This is a genomic window from Corallococcus praedator (genome assembly GCF_003612125.1).
In the GTDB taxonomy this organism is placed as follows: domain Bacteria; phylum Myxococcota; class Myxococcia; order Myxococcales; family Myxococcaceae; genus Corallococcus; species Corallococcus praedator.
Genome location: NZ_RAWI01000071.1, coordinates 15,172 through 29,960, shown reverse-complemented (window position 1 = coordinate 29,960; position 14,789 = coordinate 15,172). Strand labels below are relative to the sequence as shown.

Sequence of the window (14,789 nt, the reverse complement as noted above, 5' to 3'; positions counted from 1 at the left end):
CGGCCTGTCCATGGACGCGGGTGCGGGGGACGGCAGGGGCGCCTCCGGCAACACCGCGTTGCAGAAGGCGCAGCGGCGCCGGGCCGCCGTCTGGGGGCGCCCGCAGGCGGAGCACATGACGAGCACTTCCGCGGGCACCGCCCCTCCCTTCCTTCAGCCCTGGCGTCAGCCGACGACGAAGTTCACCAGCCGCTTGGGGACGAAGACGAACTTGCGCAGCGTCTTGCCCTCCAGGGCGGACTTCACCTTCTCCTCCGCCTCCGCCGCCGCGCGCACGTCCGCCTCGCTCGCGTCCGCCGCCACGCGCACCTCCGCGCGCAGCTTGCCGTTCACCTGCACGGCGTACGGAATCACGTCGTCCACCACCAGCGCCGGGTCGAACTCCGGCCAGGCCTCCGAGACGGTGACGGCCTTGGCCCCGTAGGCCTCCGCCAGCTCGTCCGCGATGTGCGGCGCGAACGGGGTGAGGATGCGCGCGAGCAGACGCACCGCCTCCGCCATGGCCGCCTTCTCCGCCTGCGTCTCCGGCGTGCCTACGGCATAGAGCGCGTTCACGCACTCCATGATGCCGGCGACGCCGGTGTTGAAGGACAGGCGCTCAATCGCCTCGCCCACGCGCTTGAGGCACTTGTGCGCCGCGCGGCGCGTCTCCAGGGCCTTGCCCTCGTAGGGGCCGTCGTATGTGACGTCCGCCACGGAGGCATGGTGCGTGGCGGCCAGCGACCACACGCGCTTGAGGAAGCGGGAGACGCCCTCCACCTGATCCGGGGACCAGTCGAAGTCGCGCTCCGGCGGGCCCGCGAAGAGCACGTAGGTGCGCGCCGTGTCCGCGCCATACTTCTGCACGATGGTGGACGGGGCCACGCCGTTGCCGTAGCGCTTGCCCATCTTGCGGCCGTCGGCGCCGTTGACGATGCCCTGGGTGATGAGCCGCGTGACGGGCTCGTCCACCGGCGACAGGCCGAGCAGCTTCATCACCCGGGTCCAGAAGCGGAAGTAGAGCAGGTGCATCACGCCGTGCTCGGGGCCGCCCACGTACACGTCCACGGGCAGCCAGCGCTTCGCCTCCTTCGGGTCGAAGGGCGCGGCGTCGTACTGCGGCGACAGGTAGCGCGCGAAGTACCAGCAGGAGTCGACGAACGTGTCCATCGTCTCCGCCTCCCGACGCGCGGGACCGCCGCACTTCGGGCACGGGGTGTTGACGAAGGACGCGACCTTCGCGAGCGGGGGCTCCCCCTTGCCGGTGAGCACCGCCTGCGTGTCGATGTCCGGCAGCCGCACGGGCAGCTGATCCAGCGGGACGGGGATGCCCTTGCGCTCCGGGTCGCACTTCTCGCAGTAGACGATGGGGATGGGCGTGCCCCAGTAGCGCTGGCGGCTGAAGCCCCAGTCCTTCTGGCGGTACGTCACCGTCGCCTTGCCCTTGCCGTCCGCCTCCAGCTTCGCGGCCATCTTCACGCGCGCTTCCGCGGAAGGCAGGCCGGTGAAGTCCCCGGAGTCCACCAGCACGCCATCCTCGGTGGACGCGGCCTCCAGCGTCTCCCCCACGCCCAGCTTGTCACCGGTGGCCGGCTGGATGACCACGCGCACGGGCAGCGAGTACTTGCGCGCGAACGCGAAGTCGCGCACGTCGTGCGCCGGCACGCTCATCACCGCGCCGGTGCCGTAGTCGCTCACCACGAAGTTGGCGATCCAGATGGGCACCGGCTGCCCGGTGAACGGGTGCAGCGCGTGCGCGCCGGTGAAGACGCCTTCCTTCTCCGCGTCCTCGCCCAGCCGCTCCGTCTTGTTCTGCGCCGCCATGCGCTTCGCGAACGCGTCCACGTCCGCGCGGCGCTCTGGCGTCGTCACCTGGGCGACCAGCTTGTGGTCCGGCGCCAGCACCACGTAGGTGCAGCCGAAGAGCGTGTCCACGCGGGTGGTGAAGACGCGCAGCGCGGCGTCATGGCCCTGCACGCGGAAGTCCACCTCCGCGCCATCCGAGCGGCCAATCCAGTTGCGCTGGGCGGAGGTGATGCGGTCCGGCCACTCCTTGAGGGTGTCCAGCGCGTCGAGCAGGTCCTGCGAGTACTTCGTGATGCGGAACGCCCACTCGGGCATTTCCTTGTCCAGCACCTCCGAGTCGCAGCGCTCGCAGCGGCCGTCCTTCACCTGCTCGTTGGCGATGACGGTGTGGCAGCCGGTACACCAGTTCACCTTGCTGAAGCGGCGATAGACGAGCCCGCGCTCCAGCATCTGGAGGAAGAACCACTGGTTCCAGCGGTAGTACTCGGGCGAGCTGGTGTTCACCTCGCGCGACCAGTCGTAGCTGTAGCCGAGCGTCTTGATCTCCGCCTTGAACGACTGGATGTTCTCGCGGGTGCGGATGGCCGGGTGGACGCCGTCCTTGATGGCCGCGTTCTCCGCCGGCAGGCCGAAGGCGTCCCAGCCCATGGGGTGCAGCACGTCGAAGCCGCGCATCAGGTAGTAGCGCGCGTAGACATCCCCGATGAGGTAGTTGCGCACGTGCCCCATGTGCATCGCGCCACTGGGGTACGGCAGCATCTCCAGGACGTACTTCTTGGGGGCCTCCGGACGCCTGCCTGCCCGGAAGACGCCCTCCTGGTCCCAGCGGGTCTGCCACTTTCCTTCAATCGACTGCGGCTCGTAACGCTCGTTCATCGCCATGGCTTTTCAGTCTCTTAGCGGGAGGTGCGACATGCGGGCAACAAGTCTTGCCGCGTCGAAGGTCCGGACCGTCCGCCCCCGTGCGGCCTGCCTCCCCGGACGGCCAGCAAGTCCCGGAACCTGACCGGCAGCCCCCCATGTGGGTGCACCGGGCCGGGGATGGACTTCGCTCGGTGCTTGCCCTCCGGCCCGGGCGCGACTAACTCGCCTTCCCGGTCTGGCGCAGAGGGAGAGCACCATGCAGGTCGTGAGTGTGAAGAGGGCCCTGTCGGGGTCGGTCGAGGCGGGCTCGAAGGTGGAGGTGCGCGGCTGGGTGCGGACGCGCCGCGACTCCAAGGCGGGCATCAGCTTCGTCAACGTGAGCGACGGGTCCGTGTTCGACCCCATCCAGGTCGTCGCACCCAATTCGCTGCCCAACTACGAGAAGGAGATCCTCCGGCTCACCGCGGGCGCCTCCGTCATCGCCAAGGGCACCCTGGTGCAGTCCCAGGGCAAGGGGCAGGCGTTCGAGATCCAGGCGGACGAGGTGCAGGTGCTGGGGCTGGTGGATGACCCGGACACCTACCCCATCACGCCCAAGCAGCACTCGCTGGAGTTCCTGCGGGACGTGGCGCACCTGCGCGTGCGCACGAACACCTTCGGGGCCATCACCCGCGTGCGCAACTCCGCCATGCAGGCGGTGCACCGCTTCTTCCACGAAGAGGGCTTCTGCTGGGTCAACACGCCCATCATCACCGCGAGCGACGCGGAGGGCGCGGGCCAGATGTTCCGCGTGTCCACGCTGGATGCGTCCAACCCGCCGCGCGGGCCGGACGGGAAGATCGACTGGGGCAAGGACTTCTTCGGCAAGGAGGCCTACCTCACCGTGTCCGGGCAGCTGAACGTGGAGGCGTACTGCCTGGCCATGTCCAAGGTGTACACGTTCGGCCCCACGTTCCGCGCGGAGAACAGCAACACCACGCGGCACCTGGCCGAGTTCTGGATGATTGAACCGGAGATCGCCTTCGCGGACCTCAACGAGGACGCTGCGCTGGCGGAGCGGTTCCTCAAGTACGTGTTCAAGGCGGTGCTCAACGAGTGCGCGCCGGACATGAAGTTCTTCGAGGAGCGCCAGCAGAAGGGCGTCACGGAGCGGATGGAGAAGTTCATCGGCTCCAGCTTCGAGCGCATCGACTACACGGACGCCATCTCCATCCTCCAGAAGGCGAAGAAGAAGTTCGAGTACACGCCGGAGTGGGGCAAGGACCTGCAGACGGAGCACGAGCGCTACCTCACCGAGGAGCACGTGGGCCGGCCCGTGGTGGTGATGAACTACCCGGAGGCCATCAAGGCCTTCTACATGCGCATCAACGAGGACGGGAAGACCGTCGCCGCGATGGACGTGCTGGCCCCGGGCATCGGAGAAATCATCGGCGGCAGCCAGCGCGAGGAGCGCCTGGATGTGCTCGACGCGCGCATGGTCAAGTTCGGCCTGAACCCGGAGCACTACCAGTGGTACCGCGATCTGCGGCGCTACGGCACGGTGCCGCACGCGGGCTTCGGCCTGGGGTTCGAGCGGCTCATCGTCTACATCTGCGGCCTGCAGAACATCCGCGACGCCATCCCCTACCCGCGCGTTCCGGGCTCCGCGCAGTTCTGATTTTCACGGGGTGCCGGACCGGGGCGGAAGTCGCCGCCCGCGGTCCGGTGCATTCCCGGAGACACCCGGCCTACTGGAGGACGGAGGGCTGTGCCTCCTCCTCCTTCTCCTTGGGCTCCTGGATGCGGGCGTAGTCCTCCGCGCCGGTGAAGTCCACGGCGCGGCAGGGCTCCTTGCCCACGACCCAGGCATCGTGACCCGGGGGAATGAAGGCGACGTCGCCCGGTCCCAGGTCGAACTCCTGGCCGTCCCGCATCTTGACGTGCAGTTGTCCGGACAGGATGCACGTGGTGTGGATGACCTCGCAGAACTCGGTGCCCGCGAGGGGCTTCACGTCCTTCGACCACTGCCAGCCGGGTTCGAAGACCCCACGGCCGATGGTGAGCTCTCCGAGCTTCAAGACATCCGCGGAGCCGTGCGCGACGAAGGGTCGGTGCTCGTCGGAATCGCCGAGCTTCTTGATGATTGCGCGTGCCATGACTGTCTCCTCCAAAAAATGGAGGCCGTGCCCAGCTGTCGCTCAGCCGACCTCGGGTCCACGGGAAATCTGGGGGCCGCGAGCGCGGGAGCACAGGCCGCGCTCGCGGATCCTCCAGGTGGGCCCTCGTGACCATGGCCGACGGGCAGCGTGGCGGGTGCCCGGAAGGCCCCGCGCCTGCTCAGGACTTCTTCTGGAGGCCCGCGCGCTCCTGCGCGAGTGCGCCCAGCGCGGACCAGTCCTCATCCCCGCGCCCCTGTGCGACGCCGGTGAGGAAGTGGTCGCGCAGGAGGCTCGCCAGCGGCAGCGGCACCTCGGCGGCGCGCCCTGCTTCGAGCGCGAGCGTCACGTCCTTGAGGCCCAGACGTAGCGCGAAGCCCGCCGGGGTCGTCTGTCCCTTCGCGATGGCGCCCGCGTAGTTCTCGAAGATGGGCGAGCGGGCGAAGACGGACTTGAAGACGTCCAGGAACGCGGCGCGCTCCACGCCGGACTTCTCCGCCAGGGCGAAGGCCTCCGACAGGGCCTCCATCATCGACGCGATGAGGAAGTTGCCGGACAGCTTCACCACGTTGGCGGACGAGGGCTTCTCCCCCAGCTCCGTGAGGCCCCGCCCCAGCGCCGTGAGCAGCGGGCGCACGCGCTCCACCTGCGCCTTGGGGCCGGCGGCGAGGACCCAGAGCTGCTTGCCCTCGGCGGCTTCCGGACGGCCGAAGACGGGGGCGGAGACGTAGCCCTGGCCCGCGTCCGCGTGCGCCTTCGTCAGCCGCTCCGACAGCGCGACGGAGATGGTGCTGGAGGAGACGTGGACCGCGCCCTTCGGCAGGGCCCCCACGATGCCGTCCGGACCCAGCGCGGCGGCTTCCGCGGCGGCGTCATCCGCCAGCATCGACACGACGACCTCCGCGTCACGCGCCGCTTCACCGGGCGTCTTCGCCACGCGCGCGCCCTGCTGTTGCAGCGGCTGCGCCTTGGAGGCGGTGCGGTTCCAGACGATGACTTCATGGCCCGCGCCGAGCAGGTTCTTCGCCATCGGCGCGCCCATGTTTCCCAATCCGATGAAGCCGACCTTCATGGGGATGCTCCCTTCGTGCTCGCATTCAACCTTCGTTGGACTGTTCCTCGGACACGTCCAGCCGCTCGAAGGCACGGCCCAGGACGGCGACGCCCAGCGCCACCTCCGCGAAGAGTGCCCCCGCCGCCACCAGCCCCGCGAGCGGCACCGCCCAGCGGCCCATGACAGTGAACAGCGGATAGCCCACGAGGAGCGCCACCACCGCGGCAGGCAACAGTCCCAGGAACGTCACCACCAGCGTACCCACCAGCGTGAGCAGCCGCTGACCCAGGGCCTCCACGCCGCGCGCGCGCTCCGAGTCCGCGGGGATCCACGCGGGCAGCAGCACCACCGCCGCGTTCTGCACGAACAGCCCCGCGAGCCCCAGCGCCGGCAGCACCGACAGGAGCCCCAGCACCACCGGCGTGGACCACGGCGCGAGCGTTTCGTCGTCCGTGCCCACCCCCAGCACCAGCGCCACCAGCAACATCACCCACTGCGCCGCACTCAGCGTCAGCGCGGACGCCGCCAGCTCCGCGCCCACCACCTGTCGCCCCGTGAGCGGCAGCGCGCGCAGCAGCTCCAGCTTCGGCAGGTCCATGCGCAGGTCGGTCCGGAACGCGCTCGGACCGATGACGGCCATCGCCACCGCGACCATCAGGCTCATGGGCCCCAGCAGCTCGCGCGTGTTGGAGAACAGCCGCGTGTCGCCCAGCACCAGCGCCACCAGCGCGCCCATCACCACGAAGCCCAGCAGCACCACCAGGCCACCGCCCAGGCGCTTGCGGGCGATGAGGTTCTTCCACACGAGCGCCACCTCCGGACGCCCCCGAGCCTTGAGCAGGAAGGGCACGCGCCCCACGCGGATGTTCCCTCCGCGCGCGGACCGGTTGCCCCGCCGGGCCTGCTGGCGCGTCCGGGCATCCGCCCCGGCCACCGCTGAGTCCTCGAAGGGCACCTCCACCGCCAGCACCCAGGCGTAGTGCGCCACGAGCAACGCGAGCGACGCGGGCAGGTAGCGCAGGAAGTCCTGCGTGCTGCGCGCCATGGAAGGGGCCACGAGCGCTCGGCCCGGCCACAGCACCGCCCGGGGTCCGGGCGCGTCCAGCACGTCGCGCACCCACCCGCGCACGACGAAGGGGGCGCCAGCGTTCGCCGGCCAGGGATGCGCCTGCAACGTGGTCACGAGCGTGCCCATCACCGCCAGCATCAGCAGCCCCACCAGCGTCCAGCGCACGGCGCTACCCCAACGCCCCTGGGACACCAGCCACGCGCGCACGAAGGACGCCGCGGTGCCGTGCAGGTACAGCGTGCCCATGGCCAGCGCGGCGCCCAGGAAGAACAGCTCCGGCCTTGGACTGGTGAAGCGTCCCACGAAGACCGTCGCCGCCAGCGCCGCCAGCGACGCGCTCAAGAGGCCGCGCAGCAGCTTGTAGTGCAGCAGGGCCTTGCGCGTGACGGGGGCCGGGAAGAAGTACTGCACCTCCGTCTGCGTGAAGGTCAGCGCCGGCCGGTCCGCGCCCAGCACCCACGCCGTCACCAGCGTGCCCAGCACCGACACCTCCAGCGAGAACTCCGCGAACATCCGCGCGTTGGGGGACACCGCCCGGCCCGTGCCCTGCACGAACACGCTGCGCCCCACGAGCGAATACAGGTACGCGAGTCCCACCAGCGCGCCCAGCAGGTAGCGCGGACGCTTCAGCCGCTGCACCTGACGCACCAGCCGGTTGCGCCAGGTCCGCGCCCACAGGAACGCCACCGCTCGCGGGAAGCTCACGCGGCCCCAGGCCCCGGCCCGGACGCGCCCGACTCCTCCGAGGCCGCGCTGGTGATGCGCACGAACAGCTCCTCCAGCGACGCGCCGTTGCCTTCCCCACCGGCCAGCTGCTCGCGGATCTCCGCCAGCGTGCCCAGCGCCACCGCCCGGCCCCCGGCGATGATGAGCAGCCGGTGGCACAGCTCCTCCACCAGCGGCAGCAGGTGCGACGACAGCACCAGCGCCGTGCCCTCCTCCGCGCGCCGCTTGAGCGACGCCTTCATCCGCCGGATGCCCAGCGGATCCAACCCCGTCAGCGGTTCATCCAGGAGGATGAGCCGGGGCTGGTGCAGGAAGCCGCACGCGATGGACAGCTTCTGCTTCATGCCCCGCGACAGCTCGCCCGGCAGCGACTTCTCCCGGCCCGTCAGCTCCATCTCCTCCAGCAGCGCGCGGCCCCGCTCCTCCCAGTCCTCCACGCCGTAGATGCGCGCGGTGAAGTTCAGGTGCTCCCAGACGGTGAGGTACTCGAAGAAGCGCGGCTCATCCGGAAGGAAGGCCAGCGCGCGCTTCGCCTCCACCGGCGCCACCGCCAGGTCGTGCCCCGCCACCCGCACGCGGCCCACGGAGGGCGGCAGGATGCCGGCGAGGCAGCGCAGCGTGGACGTCTTGCCCGCGCCGTTGGGCCCGACGAGGCCCAGCACCTCGCCCGGGGCCACCTGGAACGTCAGCCCCCGCACCGCCTGCACCGCGCCGTACGTCTTCTCCAACCCCTCGACGTCCAGCGCCGGTTCCATGCGTGCGTGGGCCCCAGAAGCTCAAGCGAGCTTCAGCAGTTCCTTGACCGTCTCCAACACCACCCGGGCCTGCACGGGCTTCACCAGGTAGGCGCTCGCGCCCAGGGCCATGGCCCGCGCCCGGTCCGCCTCCGCGCCCTCCGTCGTCACGACGACGATGGGCACGCCCCGGTGCTCCGGCGCCTTGCGGATGTGGCTGATGAGCTTCAGCCCGTCCATCAGCGGCATGTTGATGTCCGTCAGCACCAGGTCGAAGCGGCCCTGGGTGGTGAGCACCTTCAGCCCCGCCACCCCGTCCTCGGCCTCGACACAGACGACGCCCGTGAGCCGCTGGAGCGCGTACATGATGCTGCGGCGCATGGCCTGCGAGTCGTCCACCACCAGCGCGCGGATCTGCTGCTCCGACATGCCCGACAGCCTAGCACCCGCGCGCCGCCCGGCCCGGGATTGTGCGGGGGCCTGTCCGGGAACCACCGATTCACTGCCCGGTGGACTGCCTCCGCCTGCGCACCAGCGCGGCCAGCTCCGTCCCCATGGCGTCCAGGGTCAGCACCCGCGTCACCGCCCCGGTGGCGATGGCCTCCTTGGGCATGCCGAACACCACCGCCGTGTCCTCGGACTCCGCCCAGGTCTCCCCGCCCTCGCGCCGCACGCAGCGCACGCCCAGCGCGCCGTCCGCCCCCATCCCCGTCAGCACCACCGCCACCGCGCGGGAGCCCAGCACCTCCGCGGTGCTCTCGAAGAGCCGGTCCACCGACGGTGCGTACTTGTCCGCGGGCACCGGCCCCGGCGTGCGCAGCTCCATCCGCCCCGCGCGCTCCGTCAGCACCAGGTGCCGCCCGCCCGGCGCGATGTAGACGTGGCCCGGCGCCACCACGTCGCCCTCGCACGCCTCCGTCACCGTGAAGGGGCCGATGCGGTCCAACCGCTCCGCGAAGGCCCGGGTGAACTGCGAGGGCATGTGCTGGCTCACCAGCACGCTCACGGAGGGCTCACTGGCCAGCCCCTCCAGCAGCCGCTGCACCGCCGGAGGCCCGCCCGTGGAGGCGCCCACGGCGATGACCTGGGGCGCATCCCCCGACAACACCGAGCTGCGCAGCGCGGCCCCGTGGCGCGCCCCCGACTTCACGTGGCGGGCCGCGAACACCTTGTCCAGCAGCTCGCGCCGGAGGATCTCCAGCGCCTCCGGTGTGCTCCGGGGCGGCTTGGCGATGAAGTCGAACGCGCCCAGCTCCAGCGCCTTGAACACGTCCGACTTGTGCGCGTAGCTGGAGATGACGATGACGGGCGTAGGCGAGGCGCGCATCAGCAGCCGCAGGAAGGTGTGGCCGCCCAGCCTTGGCATCTCCAGGTCCAGCGTCACCACGTCCGGCTTCAGGTCCAGGACCTTCCTGAGCCCCTCCTCGCCATCGCCCGCCCAGTCCAGCACCATCACCTCGTCGGAGGACTCCAGCAGCGTGGTGAGCGTGCGGCGGTTGGTGGCCGAGTCGTCGATGACGAGCACCGTGAGCGGGCGTCCCATCAGCGGCCCTCCCCGTTCGGCAGCTCCGGCCGGCGGTACACGAGGTCGCCCTTGAGGTGCACCAGTTCGAAGTCCGCGCCCAGGCTGAGCAGGTTCTCCGCGTGGCCCAGCAGCAGGTAGCCACCGGGGCAGAGCCGGTCGCGGATGACGCCCAGCACCCGGCGCCGCATCGCCTGGTCGAAGTAGATCATCACGTTGCGGCAGAAGACGACGTCGGTGCGCGGCACCAGCTGGCTGGTCGCTTCGTCCGCGAGATTGTGGTGGCCGAAGCTCACCCACGCCCTCACGTCATCGCGCACGCGCACGCGGTTGACCCCCGCGGGCACGAAGAAGCGCTCCAGCAGGTCCGGCGGCGTCGCGCGCAGGGCGCTGGGCCCGTACTCGGCGCGGCGGGCCACGGCCAGCACGCGGCGCGACAGGTCCGTGCCGTGCACCTCCACGTCCCAGTCGTCGAAGCGGCCGCTGTCCTTCAGCAGCATCGCCACCGTGTACGCCTCTTCGCCGGAGGAACAGCCCGCCGACCACAGCCGCAGCCGCCGCGTGCGCGCGTTCTTCTTCTCCAGGAGCGGGAGCAGCTCCTCGCAGAAGGCCTTGAGCTGCGCGGGTTCGCGGAAGAAGTACGTCTCGTGCGTGGTGAGGGATTCCACCGCCGCTTCCAGCTCCGCGATGCGCTGGGCGTCGTAGCGCAGGTAGCGGTGGTAGGCGCCGAAGTCCGCGAGCCCCAGCGCTTCCAGCCGGGGCCACAGCCGGCGCTCCATCACGAACTTCATGTCCTCGTGGATGAGGATGCCGCAGTGGGCGTAGACGTGGTCGCGCAGGAGCCTGAACTCCTCCAGCGTCATCTCCGGACGGCCTTCGTCGAAGCGTGGCATGCGCGGCTTCCCCTCAACGCCCTGACAACCGTGCCACCGCGTCCACCAGCGCCCGCCGGGCCAGCGCGTCGTGCTCCACCGACAGCGCCTGCTGGAGCACGGGCAGGCACTCGGGGCGCCCCAGGTCTCCCAGCACGCGGGCCGCCGCCGCCCGCACGTCCCACCGGGGATGCCCCACCAGGGACACCGCCAGCGCGGCTCCGTCCGCCGCGCCGTCCGCGGACGTCAGGGCCGCGAGCGCCGCCTTCACCACCTCCGTGTCGGGGTGGCCCAGCGCGTCCCACAGCATGCCGGAGCCCACCTTGCCCAGCTTCGCCAGGGCCCGCACCGCCAGCACCGCGAGCGCACCGTCGCCGTGACGCACCAGCGCTTCCAGGTCCAACGCGCGCTCCGTCGCGCCACTCACGCCCACGGCCTCCACCGCGGCCAGCCGCACGGCGCGGTCCTCGTCCTTCAGCGCGAGTCCCAGGAAGCTGCCGGCCTCCTTCCCGCCCTGCCGTCCCAGGGCCCGCACGGCGGAGATGCGCACCGGCGCGGATTCGTCCGCCAGCGCGCCCCGCGCCAGCTCCAGGCCCGCGTCGCCGCTCACCCGGCTCGCCGCCTCCACCGCCGCCGCGCGCCATGGGGCTTCCACGTCGCGCGCCAGCCGTCGCAAGAGGGGCAGCACCTTCGCGCCGCCCAGCCGGCCCAGCACCGCCACCGCGACGGGCGTCGTGCGCTGCTCCACCGCCGACTCCAGCGCCGCCAGGGCCGCCAGCGGATGCACCACGATGAGCTGATCCAGGGCGCGCGTCGCGGTGCCCGACAACGAGGGATCCGCGAGCAGGTCCACCAGGGGGATCAGGGCCTCCGCAGAGCGCGTGCGCCCCAGCGCCCGCACCACCACCGCGCGCAGGTCGTCCTCCGCCCACTCCAGGAGCGCGCACAGCTCCGACACCGACGTCGCGTCCACCAGCAGCACCAACGCTTCCGCCGCCACCGTGCGCGCGGGCAGCGACAGCGCGCCCATGTTCTTCAGCAGCAGCCGGCGGCCATCCGCGCCCAGCTGCCCCAGCGTGAAGAGCACCTCGCGCAGCAGCCGGTCCTCGCGCGCCACCTCCGCCACCGCCAACGCCAGCGACGCCTCGCCCAGGGCTCCGGCGGCCACCAGCGCTCCGGCCCGCACACGCACGTCCTCCACGTCCAGCGCCTGCGCCACCCGCTCCGTCATCTCCGGGATGCGCGACAGCACCGAGCGCGCCACGGCGTCCAGTTCGTTGCGCTCATAGGGCCCCAGGCCCGTCGCCTGAGTGCCCAGCGCGACGAGGGCCGCCTCGCGCACCGAACGCACGGACGAGGCCAGGGACTGGCAGATGCGCTCGGTGGACGCGCCCGGAGGGCACAGCCCCAGCAGGCGCAGGGCGCTGCGCTGCAGGAGCGGTTCGTCCACCAGCGCCATCACCCGCGCCGTGGCCGGAGCCTTGCGCAGCGCCGCCAGTCCCTCCAGCGCGGCCAGCCGCATCAGCGACGTGTCCGCGTCCAGCAGGTCCTCCAGCGCCCGCACCGCGGCCTCGCCGCCGATGCGGCCCAGGGCTTCAGCGGCGGACACGCGCACGTTGAGGTCCACGTCGGAGAGCGAGCGCAGGAGCACGTCCTCCACCTCCGCGCGGCCCAGGTGGCCCAGGATGTCCACCGCGAGCTTGCGCTGGTCCGGATCCTCGTGCTCCAGCAGGTGCATCAGCGGGCGCAGCACCACCGTGCCCATGCCGGCCAGTGCCTCCGCCGCCGCGTTGCGAGCACCTGTTTCGCCCCGCTCGCCCAGCACGGAGATGAGTCGCGCGGCGACACCCTCCGCGTCCGGCAGGCGCCGCAGCCCTTCCGCCGCCGCGTGTCGCACGCGCCAGCTCTCGTCGTGCAGTCCCTCGGTGAAGGTCTCCAGGGCTCCGGGCGCGCGCGGATCCACGGCCTGAAGCGCCCGGTACCGGACCTCTTCCTGTCCCGCGAGGGACTGCACCGCGTCGCTCATCCGCCGTACTCCTCCGGTGGCCGCTCCTGCGTCAGTCCCCATCCTGCCCGAAGAACCCCGGAGTGTAGATCCCCACCGCCGTCCGACGGTCCCTCCGGGCCGCTCACGCCCCCGGATTCCGGAGCCCACCCTTCCTGACGCAAACACCCCGGAGAGGAGAGTCCCGGCGGAAGACGGGCAGCGACAGGGGAAGGGCACCCACATCCGTTCCCTGGCCACCCGGGGCGGCGGCGCCGCGGGCGCATGTCTCCGCGGATCCCCGTCACGGATCCCAGCAACGCGACGAGCGCGCCCGCCCACCTCCGCGCGTGCGAGTACACGTCTCCGGTGGAATCACCCGCCTCGCTGACAAGCCAGGCGAGCGCCCCGAAGCCCATCCGCGTCCGCGAACAAGGGCCGACGTGGAGGAGCCCCGGCCCAGCGCGGCGCGACATCCACTCAGGTCGCCCAGGCCGGCGTCTCCGGCTCGGAGTCCCAGCCCTCCTGGCCGAAGAACCAGAGCGAGTAGATCCCCATCACCGTGCCCACCGGGAAGCTGGGCAGCGCCAGGATGGACAGCACCAGCGCCGTGCCCTTGGACACCCGCCGTCCGCGCACCAGGGCCAGGCCCACGGAGAGTCCGGCGATGGCCAGCACCAGGACGAACAGCGTGAAGCCCATCATCGCCTGGACGGGCAGGCCTTCCCACACGGGCAGCCGCGTGGCCCGCCCGGTCGAGATGTGGGCCAGGATCCACGTGGCGTAGGCGAGCACTGCCGCGCCGAGCAACGTCAGCGCGTGCACGAAGAGGTAGAGGAAGCCCAGCGCCGTCCGATGCCCGCTCAGGTCTCGCATGAGGACCAGCTCTTAATCACCAGGACGCGGGACGAAAGCGCCGGGCTCAACCCGCCGTCGGACCTCGCGACTCCCGGTCCAGCTCCGCGCGCAGCAGCGCCTTCAGGTCCAGCAGCAGCCGCAGCCGCGTCGGCGGGCCACACACGCCCACGACGAAGGGCGTGCGGCCCGCGGCCATCAGCGCGGGCGCGGGCTTGATGTCGCCCTTGCGCACGCGCAGCACCTCCGCGACCCGGTCCACCCGCACCGCCACGCGCCGCGTCCCCAGCCGACACACGAGCAGCCGCGTGCGCTTCGTCTCCGGCGCCTCCTGGCCCAGCAGACGCCGCCGCAGATCCACCACCGGCAGCATGGCGCCGCGCAGGTGCAGCACGCCCTCCACGAAGGCGGGCGCGTGGGGAATGGGGATGACGCGCTGGGGCGGGAGGATCTCCTCCACGCGCATGATGTCCAGTACGTACTCCTCGTTGCCCACGAAGAAGGCGCACAGCTGCACCTCCACCGCGTGCGCGGGGACTTCATCGGCCGTCACGCCACGCGGACGGCGGGACAGCAGGTTCACGGGGTCCGTCATGGGGCGAGCGCCTGCTCCGGATCCAACAGGATGTAGAGCTGCGAACCCTTGCGGCCCAGCCCCGCCACGCAGTCGCGGTCCCCGCGGATCCCCGCCGGGGACAGCTCCACCATGGACGGCTTGAGCCGCACCACGCCCGCCACCGAATCCACCCAGACCCCCGCGGGCCCGGCGTCCGTCTTGAGCACCAGGATGCGCGCGGCCCGGGGCGGCAGGCCCGCGTCCGGCCCCGCCACCAGCGGCGGCACGTCCGACAGCCGCAGCCGCAGCTTGATGTCGTAGACGGGCAGCAGCTCCCCGCGCAGGTTCATCACGCCCAGCAACTGCGGCTCCGAGCGCGGAATCTCCGTGAGCAGCGGCACCTTGCAGATCTCCCGCACGGTGAGGATGGGCACCGCGTAGCACTCGGCCTCCAGGCGGAAGGCCAGGTACTCGGTGGGCTCCTCCTCCACGACGCGCGAGGCCAGCCCGTCGCTGCCCGCGGCGAAGTCCAGCAGGCCGCTGACGTCCTCGTCCGGGCGGTAGAAGAACGCGTCGAGCAGGGCTTCGAAACGGGACACGCCCCGGAGGATAGCAGCCCCCCGGCACCGGTGC

General features: G+C 71.5%; 13 protein-coding genes. 1 reads left to right on the top strand and 12 read right to left on the bottom strand.

Annotation, left to right across the window (positions count from 1 at the left end):
* Positions 1 to 165 precede the first annotated feature (165 nt).
* A complete protein-coding gene (gene leuS, locus D7Y13_RS12325) occupies positions 166 to 2,667 on the bottom strand; it encodes a leucine--tRNA ligase (RefSeq protein ID WP_120583936.1) in 2,502 nt (833 codons plus the stop codon).
* Between the two features lie 238 nt (positions 2,668 to 2,905).
* Here leuS and asnS point away from each other — a divergent pair, with 238 nt between their 5' ends.
* Positions 2,906 to 4,306, top strand: coding sequence for an asparagine--tRNA ligase (asnS, locus tag D7Y13_RS12320; protein ID WP_120583935.1), 1,401 nt, complete (start codon positions 2,906 to 2,908; stop codon positions 4,304 to 4,306).
* 70 nt (positions 4,307 to 4,376) lie between these two features.
* On the opposite strand, the gene D7Y13_RS12315 is transcribed toward asnS, so the two are convergent.
* The 11 genes from D7Y13_RS12315 to D7Y13_RS12265 all read right to left on the bottom strand — a co-directional run bounded on the left by D7Y13_RS12315 (position 4,377) and on the right by D7Y13_RS12265 (position 14,755).
* Positions 4,377 to 4,784, bottom strand: a complete 408-nt coding sequence (locus D7Y13_RS12315; protein WP_120533822.1) for a cupin domain-containing protein — start codon at positions 4,782 to 4,784, stop codon at positions 4,377 to 4,379.
* A 181-nt stretch (positions 4,785 to 4,965) separates the two neighbouring features.
* Positions 4,966 to 5,856, bottom strand: a complete 891-nt coding sequence (locus D7Y13_RS12310; RefSeq protein WP_120533823.1) for an NAD(P)-dependent oxidoreductase — start codon at positions 5,854 to 5,856, stop codon at positions 4,966 to 4,968.
* 25 nt (positions 5,857 to 5,881) lie between these two features.
* Complete coding sequence (locus D7Y13_RS12305; RefSeq protein ID WP_120533824.1) at positions 5,882 to 7,612, bottom strand: putative ABC exporter domain-containing protein; 1,731 nt, start codon at positions 7,610 to 7,612, stop codon at positions 5,882 to 5,884.
* On the bottom strand, positions 7,609 to 8,388 hold the full coding sequence (locus D7Y13_RS12300) for an ABC transporter ATP-binding protein (protein WP_120533825.1): 780 nt from the start codon (positions 8,386 to 8,388) through the stop codon (positions 7,609 to 7,611). The genes D7Y13_RS12305 and D7Y13_RS12300 overlap by 4 nt, the downstream gene beginning before the upstream one ends.
* 21 nt (positions 8,389 to 8,409) lie before the next feature.
* On the bottom strand, positions 8,410 to 8,796 hold the full coding sequence (locus D7Y13_RS12295) for a response regulator (protein ID WP_120533826.1): 387 nt from the start codon (positions 8,794 to 8,796) through the stop codon (positions 8,410 to 8,412).
* A gap of 70 nt (positions 8,797 to 8,866) precedes the next feature.
* Positions 8,867 to 9,910, bottom strand: coding sequence for a chemotaxis-specific protein-glutamate methyltransferase CheB (gene cheB, locus D7Y13_RS12290; protein ID WP_120583934.1), 1,044 nt, complete (start codon positions 9,908 to 9,910; stop codon positions 8,867 to 8,869).
* Positions 9,910 to 10,782: a CheR family methyltransferase gene (locus D7Y13_RS12285; protein WP_199732790.1), complete on the bottom strand. Its 873-nt coding sequence runs from the start codon at positions 10,780 to 10,782 to the stop codon at positions 9,910 to 9,912. The genes cheB and D7Y13_RS12285 overlap by 1 nt, the downstream gene beginning before the upstream one ends.
* A 13-nt stretch (positions 10,783 to 10,795) precedes the next feature.
* Positions 10,796 to 12,787 carry a HEAT repeat domain-containing protein gene (locus D7Y13_RS12280; RefSeq protein WP_120583933.1) on the bottom strand — a complete coding sequence of 664 codons (1,992 nt, stop codon included), beginning with the start codon at positions 12,785 to 12,787 and terminating at the stop codon, positions 10,796 to 10,798.
* 438 nt (positions 12,788 to 13,225) lie between these two features.
* On the bottom strand, positions 13,226 to 13,621 hold the full coding sequence (locus tag D7Y13_RS12275; RefSeq protein WP_120583932.1) for a hypothetical protein: 396 nt from the start codon (positions 13,619 to 13,621) through the stop codon (positions 13,226 to 13,228).
* A 46-nt stretch (positions 13,622 to 13,667) separates the two neighbouring features.
* On the bottom strand, positions 13,668 to 14,195 hold the full coding sequence (locus tag D7Y13_RS12270; RefSeq protein ID WP_120533830.1) for a chemotaxis protein CheW: 528 nt from the start codon (positions 14,193 to 14,195) through the stop codon (positions 13,668 to 13,670).
* Positions 14,192 to 14,755: a chemotaxis protein CheW gene (locus D7Y13_RS12265; protein WP_120533831.1), complete on the bottom strand. Its 564-nt coding sequence runs from the start codon at positions 14,753 to 14,755 to the stop codon at positions 14,192 to 14,194. The genes D7Y13_RS12270 and D7Y13_RS12265 overlap by 4 nt, the downstream gene beginning before the upstream one ends.
* Positions 14,756 to 14,789: the final 34 nt, after the last annotated feature.